Source organism: Allorhizobium undicola ORS 992 = ATCC 700741 (assembly GCF_000621665.1).
Classification (GTDB): domain Bacteria; phylum Pseudomonadota; class Alphaproteobacteria; order Rhizobiales; family Rhizobiaceae; genus Allorhizobium; species Allorhizobium undicola.
The window spans coordinates 38,954-56,094 of the sequence record NZ_JHXQ01000024.1; the positions used below are offsets into that span (position 1 = coordinate 38,954).

Sequence of the window (17,141 nt, forward strand, 5' to 3'; positions counted from 1 at the left end):
GCATGTTCATCCGAGTTTTGAGGCCGTTTTTGTTGGGGTGCACGGCATTGGCTGTCCTGCCGGCTGCCGGGGCGGTGAAGGCTGAGGAGGCCACGGCTGCGTCCTCCGGCGAGACGGTGTTGCGCACCATCAAGGTCGAGGGGCAGAAGGGGGTTGCCAAGGGGTCGGTTGCCGATACGCCGCTGGCGACGACGACCACGGCAAAGACGCTGGAAAAGCGCCAGATCGACGATGTGGACGATCTGGGCAATACCGTCGAGCCGAGCGTGACCTATGTGAAGAACGCCAAGAGCGTCAACATTCGCGGCCTTCAGGATGACCGGGTTCTGACCACCACGGACGGCATTCCGGTGCCTTACTTCTTCGACAATGTCTATAGTTACGGCGGCGGCGCCGACACCTATGACTTTACCTCGCTTTCCTCCGTTGACGTGTTGCACAGTGCCGATTCCAGCCGTGCGGGTTCGGGCGCGCTGGGCGGGGCGCTTTTGCTGCATACCTATGAGCCGGAGGACCTGATCCGCGACGGCAAGGATTGGGGCGGCATTGCCAAGCTGGGTTATGATGGCTCTGACCGCTCGTTTACGGCTTCAGGTGCGGTGGCGAAGAAGATCGAGAACACCTCGATCCTGTTCCAAAGCTCCTACAAGCGCGGGCATGAAACGGAAACGAAGGGCGATGTCGGCGGTTCAGGCACCAGCCGCACCGAGGCCGATCCGGCCGATTACTCGCAGCGCAACCTGCTGTTCAAGCTGCGCCAGCAGCTGGAAGGCGGCCACACCGTTGGCTTCACCGCCGAGAGTTTCGGCTATAACGGCAGCACGGATTATCTTTCGGGCGCGGGCTCGACCTACCGTGCCGGTGACTATAACCGCTTGCAGAACAAGCATCGCGACCGGCTTTCGCTGGATTACAAATATGAATCCGTTTCGCAAGACAGCCTGATCGACAGCGCCTTCGCCACCCTCTACTGGCAGCGCAGCACCCGCCAGGAAGGGGCAAGCGGCTATCGCCAGACAAACCCGATCGGCCTTTACGAGCGGTTGATGCATTCCGAGCAGCGCGATCTGGGCTATAATGCCTATGCCAATTCGGAATTCGAAACCGGCGCGTTAAAGCACCGCCTGACCTTCGGCAGCGATTTCCAGTTCAGCCAGAGCAGCTATTATCTCTCCGGCAAGGATACATGCTCGGTGACGTATGTGGCGGCTTGCGCCTATTACCACACCAATCAGTCCTATTCGCCGGATGTGAATTCCTACAAGTTCGGCGCCTTTGCCGAAGACCGCATCAGCCTCGGCGACGGGCCTTTCTCGCTGACGCCTGGCCTGCGTTTCGACTGGTACAAGCAGGACCCGCAGGAGACCGCAAGCTTTGAAGGCACGATGCCGGAAGGCCAGAGCGGCCAGCATTTTTCGCCCAAGCTTCGCGCCGCCTGGCAGGCCGCGCCGCAGGTGGAGCTTTATGCGCAGTTCAGCACGGCCTTCAAGTCGCCGAATGCCTATCAGCTCTATGTCGATTACGACAACGCGCCGCTTTACCGCTCCATCGGCAATCCCGATCTGAAGCCTGAAACAAGCTGGGGCTTCGATGTGGGCGCCAATCTGGGCGATGCGGACTTTGGCGGGCGCATCAACGCCTTCAGCACGCGCTACAAGAACTTCATCGATACCTCCGATATTATTGCCACCAGCGGCTATCTGCTCGGCACCTATCAATATATCAACCGCGCCAATGTCCGCATCAGCGGCGTGGAAGTGGAGGCGCACAAGACCTTCCAGTCCGGCATAAACCTGCACGGCTCGGTGTTCTATGCCCGTGGCACGGATCTCGATACAGACGAGGCCTTGTCCACGGTGCCGCCGCTCAAGGCCATTCTGGGCGTCGGCTATGATCGCGAGCATTGGGGCGCGGATGCAAGCCTTGTGGCGGTGGCTGCCGTTTCCGACGATTCCACCGCCTCCACCAGGCCCGCAGGCTATGGCGTGGTCAATCTCACCGGCTGGTGGGAGCCTGAACAGGTCAAGGGGCTGCGCGTGCAGGCAGGTGTCTATAACCTGTTCGACAAGAAATATTTCGACGCGCTGGAAGTGCGCAACGTCTCCAACGCCTCCGACCTCTATTCGGAAGCAGGGCGCTACTTCAAGCTGTCGATTTCGCAGAAGTTTTAAAGCATTTTCAGGAAAAGTGCGCAGCGGTTTTCCGTCCGGAAATGCTGTGAGGCAAGGCGCGAAAGACCGGGTGAACCTTGGCTCACCCGGTATTTTATTTTGTGGCAGGTGCGGGTTTGGCATCGGTCTCGCCATGGTCGCCATCCTGGCAGACGCGGTAATCGCCATGGCGGCGGATGAGGTCGAGATGCATGTGATCCTCATGGGTCTCGTCGGCGCCCGGTGCAAGCACGGTGGTGAAATAGAGGCAGGCCGAGGCGTTTAGCGTGCGTTGAAAGGCGCCCGGCAGGGTCGGCTCGTCATCCGGCACGATTTTCATGGCCACGGTGCCCTTTTCGAATTGCAGGGCGGCAATGTCTATGGCGTTGCCGCGCGCGTGTTCGGAGAGCTTGCCGGTTGTTGCACTGTTGCGGTTGCGGCAATAATAGGAGGTGGCCTGTTTCACGCCGGTAAGCTTGCCCTTGTCCGGCAGGGCCTGATCGGCGGTGGGGATGACCACGGTTTTGACCCAGCGGGATAGCTCAAGCGCTGCCTCGCAGCGCAACACCGCTTTCGGGCTGAGCGAGACGCCGGGCAGTACCCCGGTTACTTCAAGGGGCTTGTCTATGCCGCAGCCATTGCCGTCATCGATGCGCGGGCGCGGCTCGAAGGTTGCGCCTTCGGCCTTGAGGTCGATCAGGCATTGCTGATAGGCGGCCTCGTCCTCCGGCATGATCGGCGGTGGGGCTTCCGGCTTTTCCGGTTCGGCGGGGGCGGTTTCGGGCTTTGTTTCGTGCTGGGTCTCTGGCCCCGTCTCTGGCCCCGTCTCAGGTTTTGTCTCAGGCTTTGGCTCAGGTTTTGGCACGTCGGCGGGGTCGGGCACCGGCGGGGTGCCTGCGGCTGGCAAGGGCTTGTCTGTGGAGGCGGGAGCTGGCGCATCCTGCGGACGGGCTTCGGGCTTTGGCCCGGTGCGCGGCAGGGCGTCCTGTGCTTGCGCCGCTCCGGCCAGACAAAGACCGGCCAGAGCGAGCGCTACCCATGTTCTTCCCATCTACTGCTCCTCGCCAAGACAATTCCCAATAAGACCAAAGCCCTGCCATATGCGGCACGGCTTATACCAAGGGTCATTGAAAATGACCCTTGGTATTCCCCTTTCGAATATCTCAAGCCTCTGACGCAGTTGAGATATTCGAAATCTCCTCAAGGCGAGGATGCGTTCGCATCTTCGAGCCTTGGTATTACAGCGCCGTGCGTTTTAACAAACGCACAAAGGACGCTGTAACACTTTAAATCTGCTGCATAATTTTCACCTTAAATCGATTCCGATTTAAGGAATTATGCAGTAACGCTCCAAGGCAACGCATGAGGGCCTGATTGGTTGCGGCAAGCGGAAAGCTTGATTGGAAAAAGCGGGCGAAAATGCCGCTTGCGCCAGAGACGAAGGCGGGTTATGCATTTTGCCATGATGATCGTTTCGAACATGACTGCCTGGTGGTGGGCTCGCTAACGCGGGTTTGACCAGTCATGTCCTGAGAAGTGATTGACCCAAAGCCGCCCGGAAAATCCTGAGGCGGCTTTTTTGTATTCAGCGCCTCCCTTGGACGGGCCTGACGAGGAGAACGAGAATGGTGAAGACGGATGAGGGCGCATGTTACGAAACCCGTGGCGGGATCACGGTAACGCGCCAGCGTCGTGCCACGCCTTATGACGATGCGGTTTCCAGCTATGTGGACAAGCTGGATGAGCGCCGGGGCGCGGTGTTTTCTTCCAATTACGAATATCCGGGCCGCTATACCCGCTGGGATACGGCGATTGTCGATCCGCCTCTCGGCCTTTCCTGCAATGGTCGCAAGGTGTGGATCGAAGCCTATAACGAGCGTGGCGAGGTGCTGCTCTCCTTCATCGCGGCGCGGCTGAAAACCGTGGCCGAACTGGACATGGGCGCGCAAAGCCAGCGCCGCCTCGATCTCGTCGTGCGGATGCCGGACCGGGTCTTCACCGAGGAGGAGCGCTCCAAGGCGCCGACCGTGTTTACGGTGCTTCGCGCCATTACCGATCTTTTTTATTCGCCGGAAGACAGCAGCATCGGCCTGTTCGGCGCTTTTGGCTATGATCTGGCTTTCCAGTTCGATTCCGTGCAGCTGAAAATGCAGCGTCCCGACGACCAGCGCGACATGGTGCTGTTCCTGCCGGATGAAATTCTGGTGGTGGACCACTATTCCGCAAAAGCCTGGATCGACCGCTATGATTTTGCCCGTGACGGCGTAACGACCGCCGGCAAGAGCGGCGCGATCGCACCGGAACCCTTCCGCCCCACCGACCGCATTCCCCCGCATGGCGACCACCGCCCCGGCGAATATGCCGAGCTGGTGGTCAAGGCCAAGGAAAGCTTCCGCCGGGGCGACCTGTTCGAGGTGGTGCCGGGCCAGAAATTCATGGAGCGGCTGGATTCCCGGCCATCGGACGTGTCCCGCCGCCTGAAGGACATCAATCCGTCGCCCTATTCCTTCTTCATCAATCTCGGCAATCAGGAATATCTGGTCGGCGCCTCGCCGGAAATGTTCGTGCGCGTCAACGGGCGGCGGATCGAAACCTGCCCGATTTCCGGCACGATCAAGCGCGGCAACGATCCGATCGAAGACAGCGAACAGATCCTCAAGCTGCTGAATTCCAAGAAGGACGAGTCCGAACTGACCATGTGTTCCGACGTGGACCGCAACGACAAGAGCCGCGTTTGCGAGCCGGGCTCGGTGAAGGTCATCGGCCGCCGCCAGATCGAGATGTATTCGCGCCTGATCCACACGGTGGACCATATCGAAGGCCGGTTGCGCGACGATATGGACGCCTTCGACGGCTTCCTTTCCCATGCCTGGGCGGTGACGGTGACGGGTGCGCCGAAGCTCTGGGCCATGCGGTTCATCGAGGCGCATGAAAAAAGCCCGCGCGCCTGGTATGGCGGCGCCGTCGGCATGGTCGGCTTCAACGGCGACATGAATACCGGCCTGACCCTGCGCACCGTGCGCATCAAGGACGGCATTGCCGAGGTGCGGGTCGGTGCGACGCTTCTCAACGATTCCGACCCGCAGGAAGAAGAGGCCGAAACCGAACTGAAGGCATCCGCCATGATCGCAGCCATCCGTGACGCAAAAAGCAACGACCAGAAAGCCAAGCGCGGCGTGGCCACGGTGGGGCAGGGCGTGAATATCCTGCTGGTGGACCACGAAGACAGCTTTGTTCATACGCTGGCCAATTATTTCCGCCAGACCGGCGCCACGGTCAACACCGTGCGCACCCCGGTGCCGGAAGAAGTGTTCGACCGGCTCAACCCCGATCTCGTCGTGCTTTCTCCCGGACCGGGCTCGCCTTCCGATTTCGATTGCAAGGCGACGATCAAAAAGGCGCGGGACCGCAAGCTGCCGATCTTCGGCGTATGCCTCGGTCTTCAGGCGCTGGCCGAGGCCTATGGCGGAGAACTTCGGCAACTGGCCGTGCCCATGCATGGCAAGCCCTCGCGCATTCGCGTGCTGGAACCGGGTCTGGTGTTTTCCGGTCTGGCCAGGGAGGTGACGGTTGGCCGCTATCACTCGATCTTTGCCGATCCGGCCACCTTGCCGCGCGATTTCATCATCACCGCCGAAAGCGAGGATGGCACGATCATGGGTATCGAACATGCAAGTGAGCCGGTGGCTGCGGTGCAGTTCCACCCGGAATCCATCATGACGCTTGGTCAGGATGCAGGAATGCGGATGATCGAGAACGTCGTCTCGAAGCTCTCCCGAAAGGTAAAGGAAAAGGCGGCGTGAAACGATGGTTCATGGCGGCGGCGCTCCTCGTGGCGTTTGCCGCCTCGTCCGTGCAGGCCGACGACCTGACCAGCACACCTCCGGAAATTGCCTGCCGCAACGAGATGATCCTGCTTGAGGTGTGGCACGCGCAACGCGTTGTCGGATACGTCGAATATCCTTAGAAGGATGAGGGTATTTTGCATCTGAGTGTCCGCGGCTGGGATAAGACCGACATGGAGCAAAGACGCCGTATCGTTCTCGCGGCCTATTGTCCGATTGCTGTGCAGGCGGGCCGCGGGCGACTTTGGTGGGGAAACCGGGATGTCGGCTGCTGGTGGTCGATGGGCAAATTCAGCCTTTGGACATTCGGTGAGGCGTGCCTGACAAGCGGCGAAAGAAATTTCTAATATTGTTTCTGTAAGCTCTGGATGAGCCGTTTTTGCGGTTTGACAGGGCGGCTATTTTTCAGCATATGGGCCGCATGAACCGTCCGAACCCCCGCTGGGGGCCGGGCGGTTTTGCCGTTTTTACGGCGGAAATTCTGCAAGTGGTTCGCAAGAGCAGGAGTGGCCGATGTCCGATCAGGATCCTATTGTCAGGAAACTTGCCTTCTGGGGCATTCCGCTTTCAGTTGGTGTGCTGCTTCTCAAACTGCTGGCCTGGTGGGTGACGGGTTCGGTGGCGCTGTTGTCGGATGGGCTGGAATCGACCGTCAATGTCGTGGCGGCGCTGATTGCCTATTTCGTCATTCGCTATGCGCAAAAACCGGCGGATGAGGATCACCCTTACGGCCATCACAAGGCCGAATATATTTCCGCCGTGCTGGAAGGCGTGCTGATCGTCATCGCCGCCTTGCTCATCATCAAGGAGGCGGTTCCGGCGCTTCAAAGCCCGCAGCCGCTGGAGGCGCCGGTGCTGGGCCTTGCCATCAATTTTGGCGCGGGCGTCGTCAATCTCGTCTGGGCGCAGCTTTTGATCCGGGAGGGCCGCAAGCATCGATCTCCGGCGCTGACGGCGGATGGGCAGCATATCATGTCGGATGTCGTCACCTCCATCGGCGTTCTGGCGGGGCTGGTGCTGGTGGTGCTGACGGGTTACGCCATTCTCGATCCGCTGCTGGCTATTCTCGTGGCCTGCAACATCATTTATCAGGGCTGGAAGGTCATTTCCCATTCCGTTGCGGGCCTGATGGACAAGGCGGTGGAGCCGGAAGAGGAAGAGGCGATCAAGCAGGCGATTTCAGAAAACGCGATGGGCTCCATCGGCGTGCATTATCTGCGCACGCGCCGGGCCGGAGCCGCCACTTTCGTCGGTTTCGATCTTGTCGTGCCATCCGCCATGCCGGTGGGGCAGGCACATGAGATTTGCGACCGGCTGGAGGCTGCGATAAAGAAGGCGCAGCCCGGTGCGCGGGTAACAATCCATGTGGAACCCGAAAGCGAGAAAGCCCATGGCGTGGGCGTGAAGGTTGAAGGATAAGACAATGAGCAAGACCGATGTTTCCGGCCTTTCCATGCTGGGAAGCCAGGTGGAAGCGCCAACCAGCCCGGAAACCGCCGTGCTGGAAAAAGTGCCCAACAGCAATGCCGGAACAGATTATGTCGTGCGCTTCACCGCGCCGGAATTCACCTCCCTCTGCCCCATGACCGGCCAGCCGGATTTCGCCCATATCGTCATCGATTACATTCCCGGTGACTGGCTGGTGGAATCCAAGGCGCTGAAGCTGTTTCTCACCTCGTTCCGCAATCACGGCGCCTTCCACGAGGATTGTTCCGTCTATATCGCCAAGCGTCTGGTGGACCTGCTCGCCCCGAAATGGCTGCGCATCGGCGCCTACTGGTATCCGCGTGGCGGCATTCCCATCGATGTCTTCTGGCAGACCGGCGAAGCGCCAAAGGGCGTGTGGCTGCCGGATCAGGGCGTGCCGACCTATCGCGGGCGGGGCTGAAAAGCGCGTTTTACACGCGCTTTCCCGGACATGACTCTGCGTGAGAGCCTTCACGCAAAGCTTGAATCATCCCCGCCAGTATCACTGTCGTCGAAGCTTGCGTCATCGGCATAGTCATTGTCGTCATTGCCGCCGTTTTCATTGATGTAATAGGTGTTGTTGTTGACGATGGTTTCCTCCATCGGCGCGTTGGCAAGGCCGCCCGCGCCCAGCATGTTGCCAAAGCCGGGATTGTGGGTGGTGAAGAGATCGCGCACGGCATCGGCCACCAGCACGCCACCGGCCACGCCGGCAGCCGTGGTCAGCGCGCCGCGCAGGAAGCCACCGCCAGCGGAGCTTGCGGCTTGCGGCTGTGCAAAGCCTGTCTGTTGCGGGGCCTGACTACCCCATGGACCACTCTGCTGCACCGGGGCATTGCGGGCGTAATCATCATAAAGACGGCCGTTACTTCCACCGCTCCATGGGCCGGATTGGCGGGCAGGAGCGGGGGCGTTGTTGCTGCCGCCGAAAATAGAGGTGAGGCCGCCGAGAAAGCTGCCGCCCTGCTGCTGTGAAGCGGGCGGCGCGTGGTCTTCCAGTTCCCGCACCCGCTCTTCCAGCTCTCTGATCCGGGCGGTGGCGGCTTCAAGGCCCTTTTCCTGAATGATGACGGCTTGCGCCATCACATAGGGCGCGTGCGGCTGGCGCTGCATTTCTGTGGCAATCAGCTCTTCGGCCTCGCGGTCTCGCGGGCCGTTGGCGGCCTGACGCAGGCGGTCGAAAAGCTGGGTCAGCAATTGGCGTTCTTCGGGCGACATGGGCCTCTCCTGTCGAAAAGATAAAAACGAATTAGGGAGGCAATCATGGCGTTTCGAGGTCAGCCAAATTACAAATGCGTAAGAAGAAGGGCGGGATTGCGCCCGCCCTTCAACAAAGACACGGTGGATGCGTTCAGCCGAACATCAGCGCCGCGCCGCCAACGGCGGTGGCAAGGCCCAGTGCGCGCGTGACCGACGGGCCAAAGCGGTTGAGCGAAAGGCCAAGGCCAATGCCTGCGGCATGAAGCAGGGCGGTGGCGATCAGGAAGCCCAGGCCGAATTCCATGGCGCCTGCACCGGCCAGTTCGCTGCCATGCGCGTGGCCGTGGAAGAGGGCAAACAGGCCGACCACGGCGGCGGAACCAGCCACCGGCAGGCGCACGGCCGAGGCCACCAGCAGGCCAAGGCCCATGACGGAGGCCAGAATGGCGGGCTCCACGAAGGGCAGCTCCACACCCGAAAGCGCCAGCACAAAGCCAAGCGCCATGGTGGCGACAAAGGCGGCGGGCACGGCAAACAGCGCCTTGCCACCCTGCTGCGAGGCCCAGAGACCAACCGCCAGCATGGCAAGAATATGGTCAGGCCCGGTCAGCGGATGGGAGATACCCGCCATGATGGAGCCATGGGCCAGCGGATCGAGATGGGCAAAGGCGGGGGCGGCGGCGCCCGCAAAGGCAAGGGCGGCCAGCGAAAATCTTTTGAACATCAATGTTAGTCCCTCTGTTTGGTCAACTGTGGCGTCCGGGTTCGGTCCCGCCGCCCTTCGTTTATGTCATTGGCGAGATTAGCGTAAGAGGTTTTTTCCTGTCCACGGGAATTTGCGGCGGATCAAGTCTTGTCCAGCCCCGGTGCCATGCCCCATATCAGGAGCTTCGCGAAGGAGACGATCATGGCTTTCGACAATCACTATGCCCGCCTGCCGGAGCGTTTTTACGTCTCGCTTCTGCCGACGCCGGTCAAGGCGCCCCGGCTCATTCGCTATAACGAGGCGCTGGCCGATGAGCTTGACCTGAATTTCGATGCGCAGGATAGAGACCGCCTTGCTGCGATTTTTTCCGGCAATCAGCTGCCGGAAGGGGCCGAGCCGCTGGCCATGGCCTATGCCGGGCACCAGTTCGGTAATTTCGTGCCGCAGCTTGGCGATGGGCGCGCGCTGCTTCTGGGCGAGGTGGTGGACCGGAACGGCAAGCGCCGCGACATCCAGCTCAAGGGTGCAGGGCCCACGCCCTTTTCCCGCAACGGCGATGGCCGGGCGGCGCTGGGGCCTGTGCTGCGTGAATATATCGTGTCGGAGGCCATGGCAGCACTTGGCATTCCGGCAACGCGGGCGCTGGCGGCGGTGGCGAGCGGCGAGCCGGTGATCCGCGAAACCGTGCTGCCGGGGGCGGTGTTTACCCGCGTTGCGGCCAGCCATATCCGAGTTGGCACCTTCCAGTTTTTTGCAGCGCGCGGCGATGAGGATGGCGTGCGGCAATTGGCCGATCACGTCATTGCGCGTCATTATCCGCAGCTGGAGCAAACGGAAAACCGCATCCTCGCGCTGTTCAATGCCATTGCGGAAAGGCAGGCCTTTCTGGTGGCGCGCTGGCTTTCGGTGGGCTTCATCCACGGGGTGATGAATACCGACAACATGACGGTTTCCGGCGAAACCATCGATTTCGGCCCCTGCGCCTTTCTCGACGAATATGATCCGCGCAAGGTGTTTTCCTCCATCGACCGGCAGGGGCGCTATGCCTATGCCAACCAGCCCGCCATTGCCCAATGGAACCTGGCGCGGCTGGCGGAATGCCTGTTGCCGTTGTTCGAAGGCGGCGAGGAACAGGCCGTGGAAGATGCCAATGCCGCCCTCAAGACCTTTGGCGAAACTTTCCAGCGGCATTGGCTGGCAAATTTCCGCGCCAAGCTGGGCGTGGAAGGCGAGGGGGAGGACGATCTTGCGCTGGTCAATGATTTCCTGTCGCTGATGCAGCAAGGCGGGGCCGACTTCACGCTGACCTTCCGGGCGCTCTCCAAGCTTGCAGGCGGCGCGGATGTGCAGGGGCTGGTGGGTCTTTTCTCTCATCCGGCCGGGCTTTCGGACTGGATCACCCGCTGGCGCGGCAGGCTGGGCAGGGATCATGAGCCGGCAGAGAAGCAAAAGGCGATGGAAGCGGTCAATCCGGCCATCATTGCCCGCAATCACCGCATCGAAGAGGCGATTGCCGCGGCAATCTACGATGATTTTTCGCTCTTCCACCGGCTGGTCGATGCGCTTGCCAATCCTTATGAGGAAAATGCCGATCATGCCGATCTGGCCTTGCCGCCAAGGCCTGAGGAGCGGGTGATGCGGACATTTTGCGGGACGTAAGGAGGGTTGCCAGCTTTCGCTAGAGCGGTTCATTGTTTCACGGAACCATTGAGCCGTTCTATCTATTTGTTTTTACGCATTTTCAGACGGAAAACCGGCTTCCACTTTTCCTGAAAATGCTCTAAAGCACGTTGCGGCTTATCAGCCTCCACAGTACACGACGCTTAGGCATGTGGCGTGGCCTACCCCCCTCTGCCTTGCCAGGCATCTCCCCCTCAAGGGGGGAGATTGCAATACGGACAAAGCGCCATTCTTCAATGAATAGGTGTGGTTACGGCCTTTTTCAGGAATTTAGGCAAGGCCTTCATCTTGCCGATCTCCCCCCTTGAGGGGGAGATGTCCGGCAGGACAGAGGGGGGTAAACCACACGCAAAACCGTAGCGTCGTGTACAGTGATCAGCCTCATGCAACGCGCTTTAACTTCTTGTTTTAACGCATGTCGTTATCGCAAAACCGCTACGCGCTTTTGCGGGAGATGCTCTAGCCATGCGAACGCTTCTGCGGATTGGTCGTGCAGTCTTTGACAAATGTCGCATCCAGGCTGTTCCCGGCGCGCCGCTCGTCTTAAACTCCGATCAGGTTTTCGTTCCATCGAGCAGGATTTTCAAAGGCCATGGCAGAGTTTCCGGCAAAGGCAAAGGTCGTCATCATCGGTCTGGGGGGCATTGTCGGTGCCTCCATTGCCCATCATCTGATCGAGCGCGGCTGGGACGACATTGTCGGCATCGACAAGTCGGGCATTCCCACCGACATCGGCTCCACGGCGCACGCTTCGGATTTCTGTTACACCACCAGCCATGATTACCTCTCGGTCTGGACCACGCAATATTCCATCGATTTCTTCGAGAAAATGGGTCATTACGCCCGCATCGGCGGGCTGGAAGTGGCCCGCACGGGTGATGAGACCTGGATGGAGGAAATCCGCCGCAAGGTGACATCGGCGCGTGCCTTCGGCACCCGCGCCCATCTGGTGACGCCGGAAGAAATCAAGGCGAAGTTCCCGCTGATCGATGAGGATCAGGTCATGGGCGGCATGTTCGATCCCGATGCCGGTCTCGTCATTCCCCGCTCGCAGACGGTTGCGGGCAAGCTGGTGGATGCAGGCGAGAAGTCAGGCAAGCTCAAGGTTTTCGCCAATACGCCCGCGAAATCGCTGATCGTCGAGGGCGGTCGCATCAAGGGGGTCGTCACTCATCGCGGCACCATCGAGGCCGATCATGTCATCGTCTGTGCCGGTCTCTGGGGCCGTCTGATCGCTGAAATGGTGGGCGAAGACCTGCCGGTCATGCCGGTCGATCATCCGCTGACCTTTTTCGGCCCCTATAACGAGTTTGCCGGTACGGGCAAGGAAATCGGCTATCCGCTGCTGCGCGATCAGGGCAATTCCGCCTATATGCGCGATACCGGCGACCCGAAGACCACCGAGGGCGGCCAGATCGAGTGGGGCTATTACGAAACCGACAATCCGCGCCTCTGTCATCCGCGGGAACTGCTGGAAAAGCACGAGGCGCGGCTTTCGCCCTCGCAGCGCGATCTCGATATGGAGCAGATCATCGGCCCGCTGGAAAAGGCCATCGAACTCACGCCGATCCTTGGCGAACTGGGCTATAACGAGGGCCACAGTTTCAATGGCCTGTTGCAGGTCTCTGCTGCCGGTGGTCCTTCCGTCGGCGAAAGCCAGAAGGTGCGCGGGCTTTGGTATTGCGTGGCCATCTGGGTGAAGGATGGCCCCGGCTATGGCAAGCTGATTGCCGACTGGCTGACAGATGGCCGCACAGAAATCGACCATGCCTCCATCGATTACGCCCGTTTTTACCCGCATCAGTTGACGGAAAACTTCATCGAAGGCCGTTGCTACGAGGCGGCGCAGAAGATTTATTTTCCGGCGGTTCATCCGCGCGAGCCCTATGCTTCCGGCCGCAATGCCAAGCGCTCGCCCTTCTATGAGCGGGAAGTGGAACTGGGCGGTTATTTCATGGAGCTTGGCGGCTGGGAGCGTGCGCATGGCTACAAGGCCAATGAGCATTTGCTGGAAAAATACGCCGACCGCGTGCCGCTGCGCGAGAATGAATGGGACAGCCGCCATTTCTGGCGCGTGTCGAATGCCGAGCATCTGGCGCTGTCGGAAGATTGCGGCATCATCAATCTCAGCCATTTCTACATCTTCGACGTCGAAGGCCCGGACCATGTGGAACTGATGGAATGGCTCTGTGCCGCCAGGATCGGCGGTGACGCCAATATCGGCAAGGGCATCTACACCCATTTCCTCGATGACGAGGGCATGGTGCGCGCCGACCTTACCGTGATCCGCATGGCCGACCGCTGCCGCATCATCGACGGCGCCGATGCCGGTCCGCGCGATTTCCATTACGTGAAGCGCATGGCCGAGGATAAGGGGTTTGACGTCACCGTCACCGATGTTTCGGAAAAATACGTGACCATCGGCATCTGGGGCCCGAATGCCCGCGAGAAGCTGAAGACCATCGTTGCCGATCCGGCCGGTCTCGATGCGGAAAACTTTGCCTTTGCCGCCATCAAGCCGATCGAAATCGCAGGCAAGCCGGTAACGGCTTTCCGCATTTCCTATGTGGGCGAGCAGGGCTGGGAACTGCATATGAAATATGAGGATGGTCTGGCCGTCTGGGATGCGCTGCGCTCCACCGGCGCGATTGCCGTGGGCGTGGAAACCTATGCCAATTCGCGGCGCATGGAAAAATCGCTGCGCTTGCAGAATGCCGATCTGCTCACCCAGTATAACCTGCTGGAAGCCGATCTTGCCCGACCAAAGGTCAAGGACGCCGATTTCCGCGGCAAGGCCAAGCATCTGGAATACAGGGCGCGCGAAAAGCAGCCCGCCATGCTCTGCACGCTGGTGATGAGCGAAAACACCGATTCCAATGGGGTGAAGCGTTATCCGGTCGGCTCCATGCCGGTGGTCGATCCGGCAACCGGCGAAGTGCTGGTGGATAGTCTTGGCCGCCGCTCCTATACCACGTCGGTTGCTTACGGTCCCACCATCGGCAAGAACATCGCGCTGGCCTATCTGCCGCAGGACTATTGCGAAGTGGGCCGCAAGCTCAGCGTGGAATATTTCACCGAGACCTATCCGGTGGAAGTCGTGGCCGTCGGCTATAAGCCGCTCTACGATCCCGAGAACCTGAAGCCCAGAAGTTGAAGCACTTCTCAGGAAAAGTGGACGCCGGTTTTCTGTCCGAAAATGCGTAAAAACAAAAGGTAAATACCTGCAACAAAGTCTTTACTGGCTTTGTTGCAGGCCGCGTTCGAGGGCGGAAATACAGGCCGGGTCAAGTGCCAGCCCCGCATCGCGCCACAGGATCGTCATGGCATCATCGGTTGACATGGCGGCGCGATAGGGGCGGTCGGCGGTGAGGGCGTCGAACACGTCCGCCGTCGAAACGATGCGGGTATCGAGATTGATTTCCGCACCTTTCAGCCCGCGCGGATAGCCCTTGCCGTCCAGCCTCTCATGGTGCGAGCCGCCAATGATGGCCATTTCGGCAAAGGCGGCGACATGGGAGAGGATTTTCTCGGAAAATTCCGCGTGGCGCCGCATGGTGCCCCATTCCTCCGGGCTGAGGGGGCCGTTCTTGTCCAGCACGCTGTTGCTCACCCCAAGTTTGCCTATGTCATGCAGCAGGGCGGCGCGGCGCAGCTTGCGGCGGCGCATGTCGGTAAAACCCATCTGGTCGCCGATCATGTCGGCGAAATCGGCAACCCGCTGGCTGTGCCCCGATGTGAAGGGGCTTTTGGCGTCGATCACGCGGGCAAAGCCTGCGGCAATGTCGTCCAGATAATCCTCATCGGCCATGATGGCCTGCTCTCCCGGCTCCTGGCTCAGCACGATCGCTTCAAGATCGTCGGAGGCGAGTTGTTGCCAGAAGGCCCGCCTGCCTGCAACGTCGCAAAAGGCTTCCACCACCCGCGGATCGAACCAGGTTTTGCTGCGCTTGACCACTTCACGCAAGGCGGCCTCCGGGCCTGCATCGCGAAAAAACACCTCGACAACCTGCGCCAGAAGCGCGATGCGGGCGAAGATGTGGATGTCTTCGCCCTTCTTGCCCAGTGGATGGCCACCACCATCGAAATGCTCGTCCAGATCGTGAATACCGGCGCCGACGGCGGGCGAAAACCGCATTTGCCGGGCAATGGCGGCGCCGTTTTCGCAGCGCGTGCGAATGATTTCCACCGTTGCCTCGCCGCTCTGGCGCATGGCGTTCACAAGCCGTTTCATCCGGCGGATCGGCCCGGCATTGGCGGCGGTGTTTTTTGCCAGAAAGCGCATGACCTGTGAAAGCGAGCCATCCACCAGCTTGAAATTCCGCTTGAAGCTGATGTCGTCGGCGTCAAAAAGGCTGGCAATGCGAGCCGCATTGCTGCTGCACCCAAGATCCTTGAGCATGAGCGTGTAATAGAGATCACGCAATTCCTCGCCCGACATGCCAAGCTTTGCGCCGATTGCCGTGCCGATATAGCAGCAGGCAATGCAATGGCCAGCGGGCTGTCCCTCGGTGAGATCGAGAGCCCGGCTCAATGCCTCGATGATTTCGGCGAGTCGGACCCGCGTTGGCATGGGCTCTCCATTTAACCCCTAATTTTTGAGGGCGTAATCCAGCGGTTTTATGCCCTCTTTCTGATGCTTCGCAAGCAATTACAGGTAGGCAAGCGCAAAAGGGGCGGGCTTGCGAACGTTTATTCAGAGCACTTTTCGATCTGATTGAATGAGATCAGCGCTCCAGGATTTTCTTTTCGAAGCATAATCTTGTCGATCCTCGTTCCACTCCGGTCGGATTATGCTCTCTCACGCAGGCGCGGCATGGCCAATGTCTATAATATCCGCAAACACCATGTTTGTCGCAATGCTTGCAGCATGGCGCCTTGTCAAAACCGGAATGCGATAAAACCTCAATTATTCATAGTATCTAAAATTCATGAACAAGCCGTAAGCGATTTCTGTTGAAGGCTCGATTGCGGCCATGCGGTCAACCTCCTGTTCACCGCTTCCGTGCTTGTCTTTTTCTGTCATTGTTTTAGACCTTGAGACGCACTATGTGCGGGTGAGAGAAACGCAAGCGAGGAATTGCCGGATGAACGAAGAAGACGACGACAAGAGCAAGGAACTGCCCCTCGGCAAGGAAACGGAAGCGAATCTTTTCAAGTCGCGTTCGATCTTCATCTATGGCGGCATTACCATGGAACTGGCGCAGAAGGTCTGCACCCAGCTCGTGGCCCTTGCCGCGGCATCGGACGAGGATATTCGCGTTTACGTGAACTCGCCGGGTGGCCATGTGGAGTCGGGCGATTCCATTCATGACATGATCAAGTTCATCAAGCCGAAGGTGTGGATCATCGGTACGGGCTGGGTTGCCTCGGCTGGTGCGCTGATTTTCGTATCGGTGCCCAAGGAACGCCGCATCTGCCTGCCCAACACCCGCTTCCTGCTGCACCAACCGTCTGGCGGCACGCGCGGCATGGTTTCCGACATCGAGATCCAGGCCAAGGAAATCATCAAGATGAACAAGCGGCTGATCAAGATTTTCGCAAAGGCCACCGGCCAGTCGGAAGAAAAGATCGCCAAGGACATCGACCGCGACTACTGGCTCTCTGCCGAAGAGGCCAAGGATTACGGCCTCGTCAGCCGGATCGTGGAGTCCCAGTCCGATCTTTGATCGGCAGAATGCTTTCAACAAAAAAGGCTGGCAACAAAAAAGGCGGGTCCATGGAGGCCCGCCTTTTTTATGTGCTGCTATTCGATTGATTTTTCTCGACAAGAATCTCGAAAGCCGGCTCCCGCTTTTCACAGGACACGACGCTACGGTTTTGCGTGTGGCTTACCCCCCTCTGTCCTGCCGGACATCTCCCCCTCATTGGGCAGGGGAATCGCATATGGGTTTCAAGCTATTGAATGATTGAGGCAAATCGCTTCATCTTCCTCCGACTGATTTGGAGGGTTTGATGAAAGGATTTGCCTCTTTGTTTGGATCTGTTCCTGATCCTCGTGCTGCCAATGTGCGCCATCCGTTGAACAGTATTTTGTTCATTGCGCTTGCGGCGGTGCTGTGTGGTGCAGAGACGTGTCAGGACATGGCTGATTTC

At 59.5% G+C, this 17,141-nt stretch carries 13 protein-coding genes; 9 read left to right on the top strand and 4 right to left on the bottom strand.

Features of this window, described 5'->3' with window-relative positions:
• Nucleotides 1-47 precede the first annotated feature (47 nt).
• Nucleotides 48-2,171, top strand: a complete 2,124-nt coding sequence (locus tag T424_RS0116820; protein ID WP_245269614.1) for a TonB-dependent hemoglobin/transferrin/lactoferrin family receptor — start codon at nt 48-50, stop codon at nt 2,169-2,171.
• A 94-nt stretch (nt 2,172-2,265) separates the two neighbouring features.
• On the opposite strand, the gene T424_RS21350 is transcribed toward T424_RS0116820, so the two are convergent.
• The gene (locus tag T424_RS21350) at nt 2,266-3,201 is read right to left on the bottom strand and encodes an extensin family protein (RefSeq protein WP_051559140.1); all 936 of its coding nucleotides are present in this window, start codon (nt 3,199-3,201) and stop codon (nt 2,266-2,268) included.
• A gap of 574 nt (nt 3,202-3,775) precedes the next feature.
• Here T424_RS21350 and T424_RS0116835 point away from each other — a divergent pair.
• From T424_RS0116835 to queF, 4 genes are all read left to right on the top strand, one after another.
• Nucleotides 3,776-5,953, top strand: a complete 2,178-nt coding sequence (locus T424_RS0116835) for an anthranilate synthase (RefSeq protein WP_027488766.1) — start codon at nt 3,776-3,778, stop codon at nt 5,951-5,953.
• On the top strand, nt 5,950-6,117 hold the full coding sequence (locus T424_RS22685) for a hypothetical protein (protein WP_154664966.1): 168 nt from the start codon (nt 5,950-5,952) through the stop codon (nt 6,115-6,117). The genes T424_RS0116835 and T424_RS22685 overlap by 4 nt, the downstream gene beginning before the upstream one ends.
• A gap of 391 nt (nt 6,118-6,508) precedes the next feature.
• Nucleotides 6,509-7,414 carry a cation diffusion facilitator family transporter gene (locus tag T424_RS0116845; RefSeq protein WP_027488767.1) on the top strand — a complete coding sequence of 302 codons (906 nt, stop codon included), beginning with the start codon at nt 6,509-6,511 and terminating at the stop codon, nt 7,412-7,414.
• A gap of 4 nt (nt 7,415-7,418) precedes the next feature.
• Entirely contained in the window at nt 7,419-7,883 is a 465-nt protein-coding gene (gene queF / locus T424_RS0116850; RefSeq protein ID WP_027488768.1) for a preQ(1) synthase, read from the top strand.
• Nucleotides 7,884-7,933: 50 nt separating this feature from the next.
• On the opposite strand, the gene T424_RS0116855 is transcribed toward queF, so the two are convergent.
• Together T424_RS0116855 and T424_RS0116860 are read right to left on the bottom strand one after the other, a co-directional pair.
• The gene (locus T424_RS0116855; protein WP_027488769.1) at nt 7,934-8,680 is read right to left on the bottom strand and encodes a DUF2076 domain-containing protein; all 747 of its coding nucleotides are present in this window, start codon (nt 8,678-8,680) and stop codon (nt 7,934-7,936) included.
• 133 nt (nt 8,681-8,813) lie between these two features.
• Nucleotides 8,814-9,386, bottom strand: a complete 573-nt coding sequence (locus T424_RS0116860; RefSeq protein ID WP_027488770.1) for a HupE/UreJ family protein — start codon at nt 9,384-9,386, stop codon at nt 8,814-8,816.
• Nucleotides 9,387-9,569: 183 nt separating this feature from the next.
• On the opposite strand from T424_RS0116860, the gene T424_RS0116865 reads away from it, so the two are divergent.
• Nucleotides 9,570-11,027 (top strand): protein adenylyltransferase SelO, encoded by a 1,458-nt coding sequence (locus T424_RS0116865; RefSeq protein WP_051559144.1) that lies wholly within the window; start codon nt 9,570-9,572, stop codon nt 11,025-11,027.
• A gap of 613 nt (nt 11,028-11,640) precedes the next feature.
• Nucleotides 11,641-14,202, top strand: coding sequence for a GcvT family protein (locus T424_RS0116870; protein ID WP_027488772.1), 2,562 nt, complete (start codon nt 11,641-11,643; stop codon nt 14,200-14,202).
• 81 nt (nt 14,203-14,283) lie between these two features.
• Here T424_RS0116870 and T424_RS0116875 read toward each other — a convergent pair whose 3' ends face one another.
• Complete coding sequence (locus T424_RS0116875) at nt 14,284-15,618, bottom strand: HD-GYP domain-containing protein (RefSeq protein ID WP_027488773.1); 1,335 nt, start codon at nt 15,616-15,618, stop codon at nt 14,284-14,286.
• 514 nt (nt 15,619-16,132) lie between these two features.
• On the opposite strand from T424_RS0116875, the gene T424_RS0116885 reads away from it, so the two are divergent.
• Nucleotides 16,133-16,714 (top strand): ATP-dependent Clp protease proteolytic subunit, encoded by a 582-nt coding sequence (locus T424_RS0116885; protein ID WP_027488774.1) that lies wholly within the window; start codon nt 16,133-16,135, stop codon nt 16,712-16,714.
• A 286-nt stretch (nt 16,715-17,000) separates the two neighbouring features.
• The coding region (locus tag T424_RS22275) for a transposase family protein (protein WP_161712608.1) at nt 17,001-17,141 on the top strand (141 nt) is incomplete at its 3' end.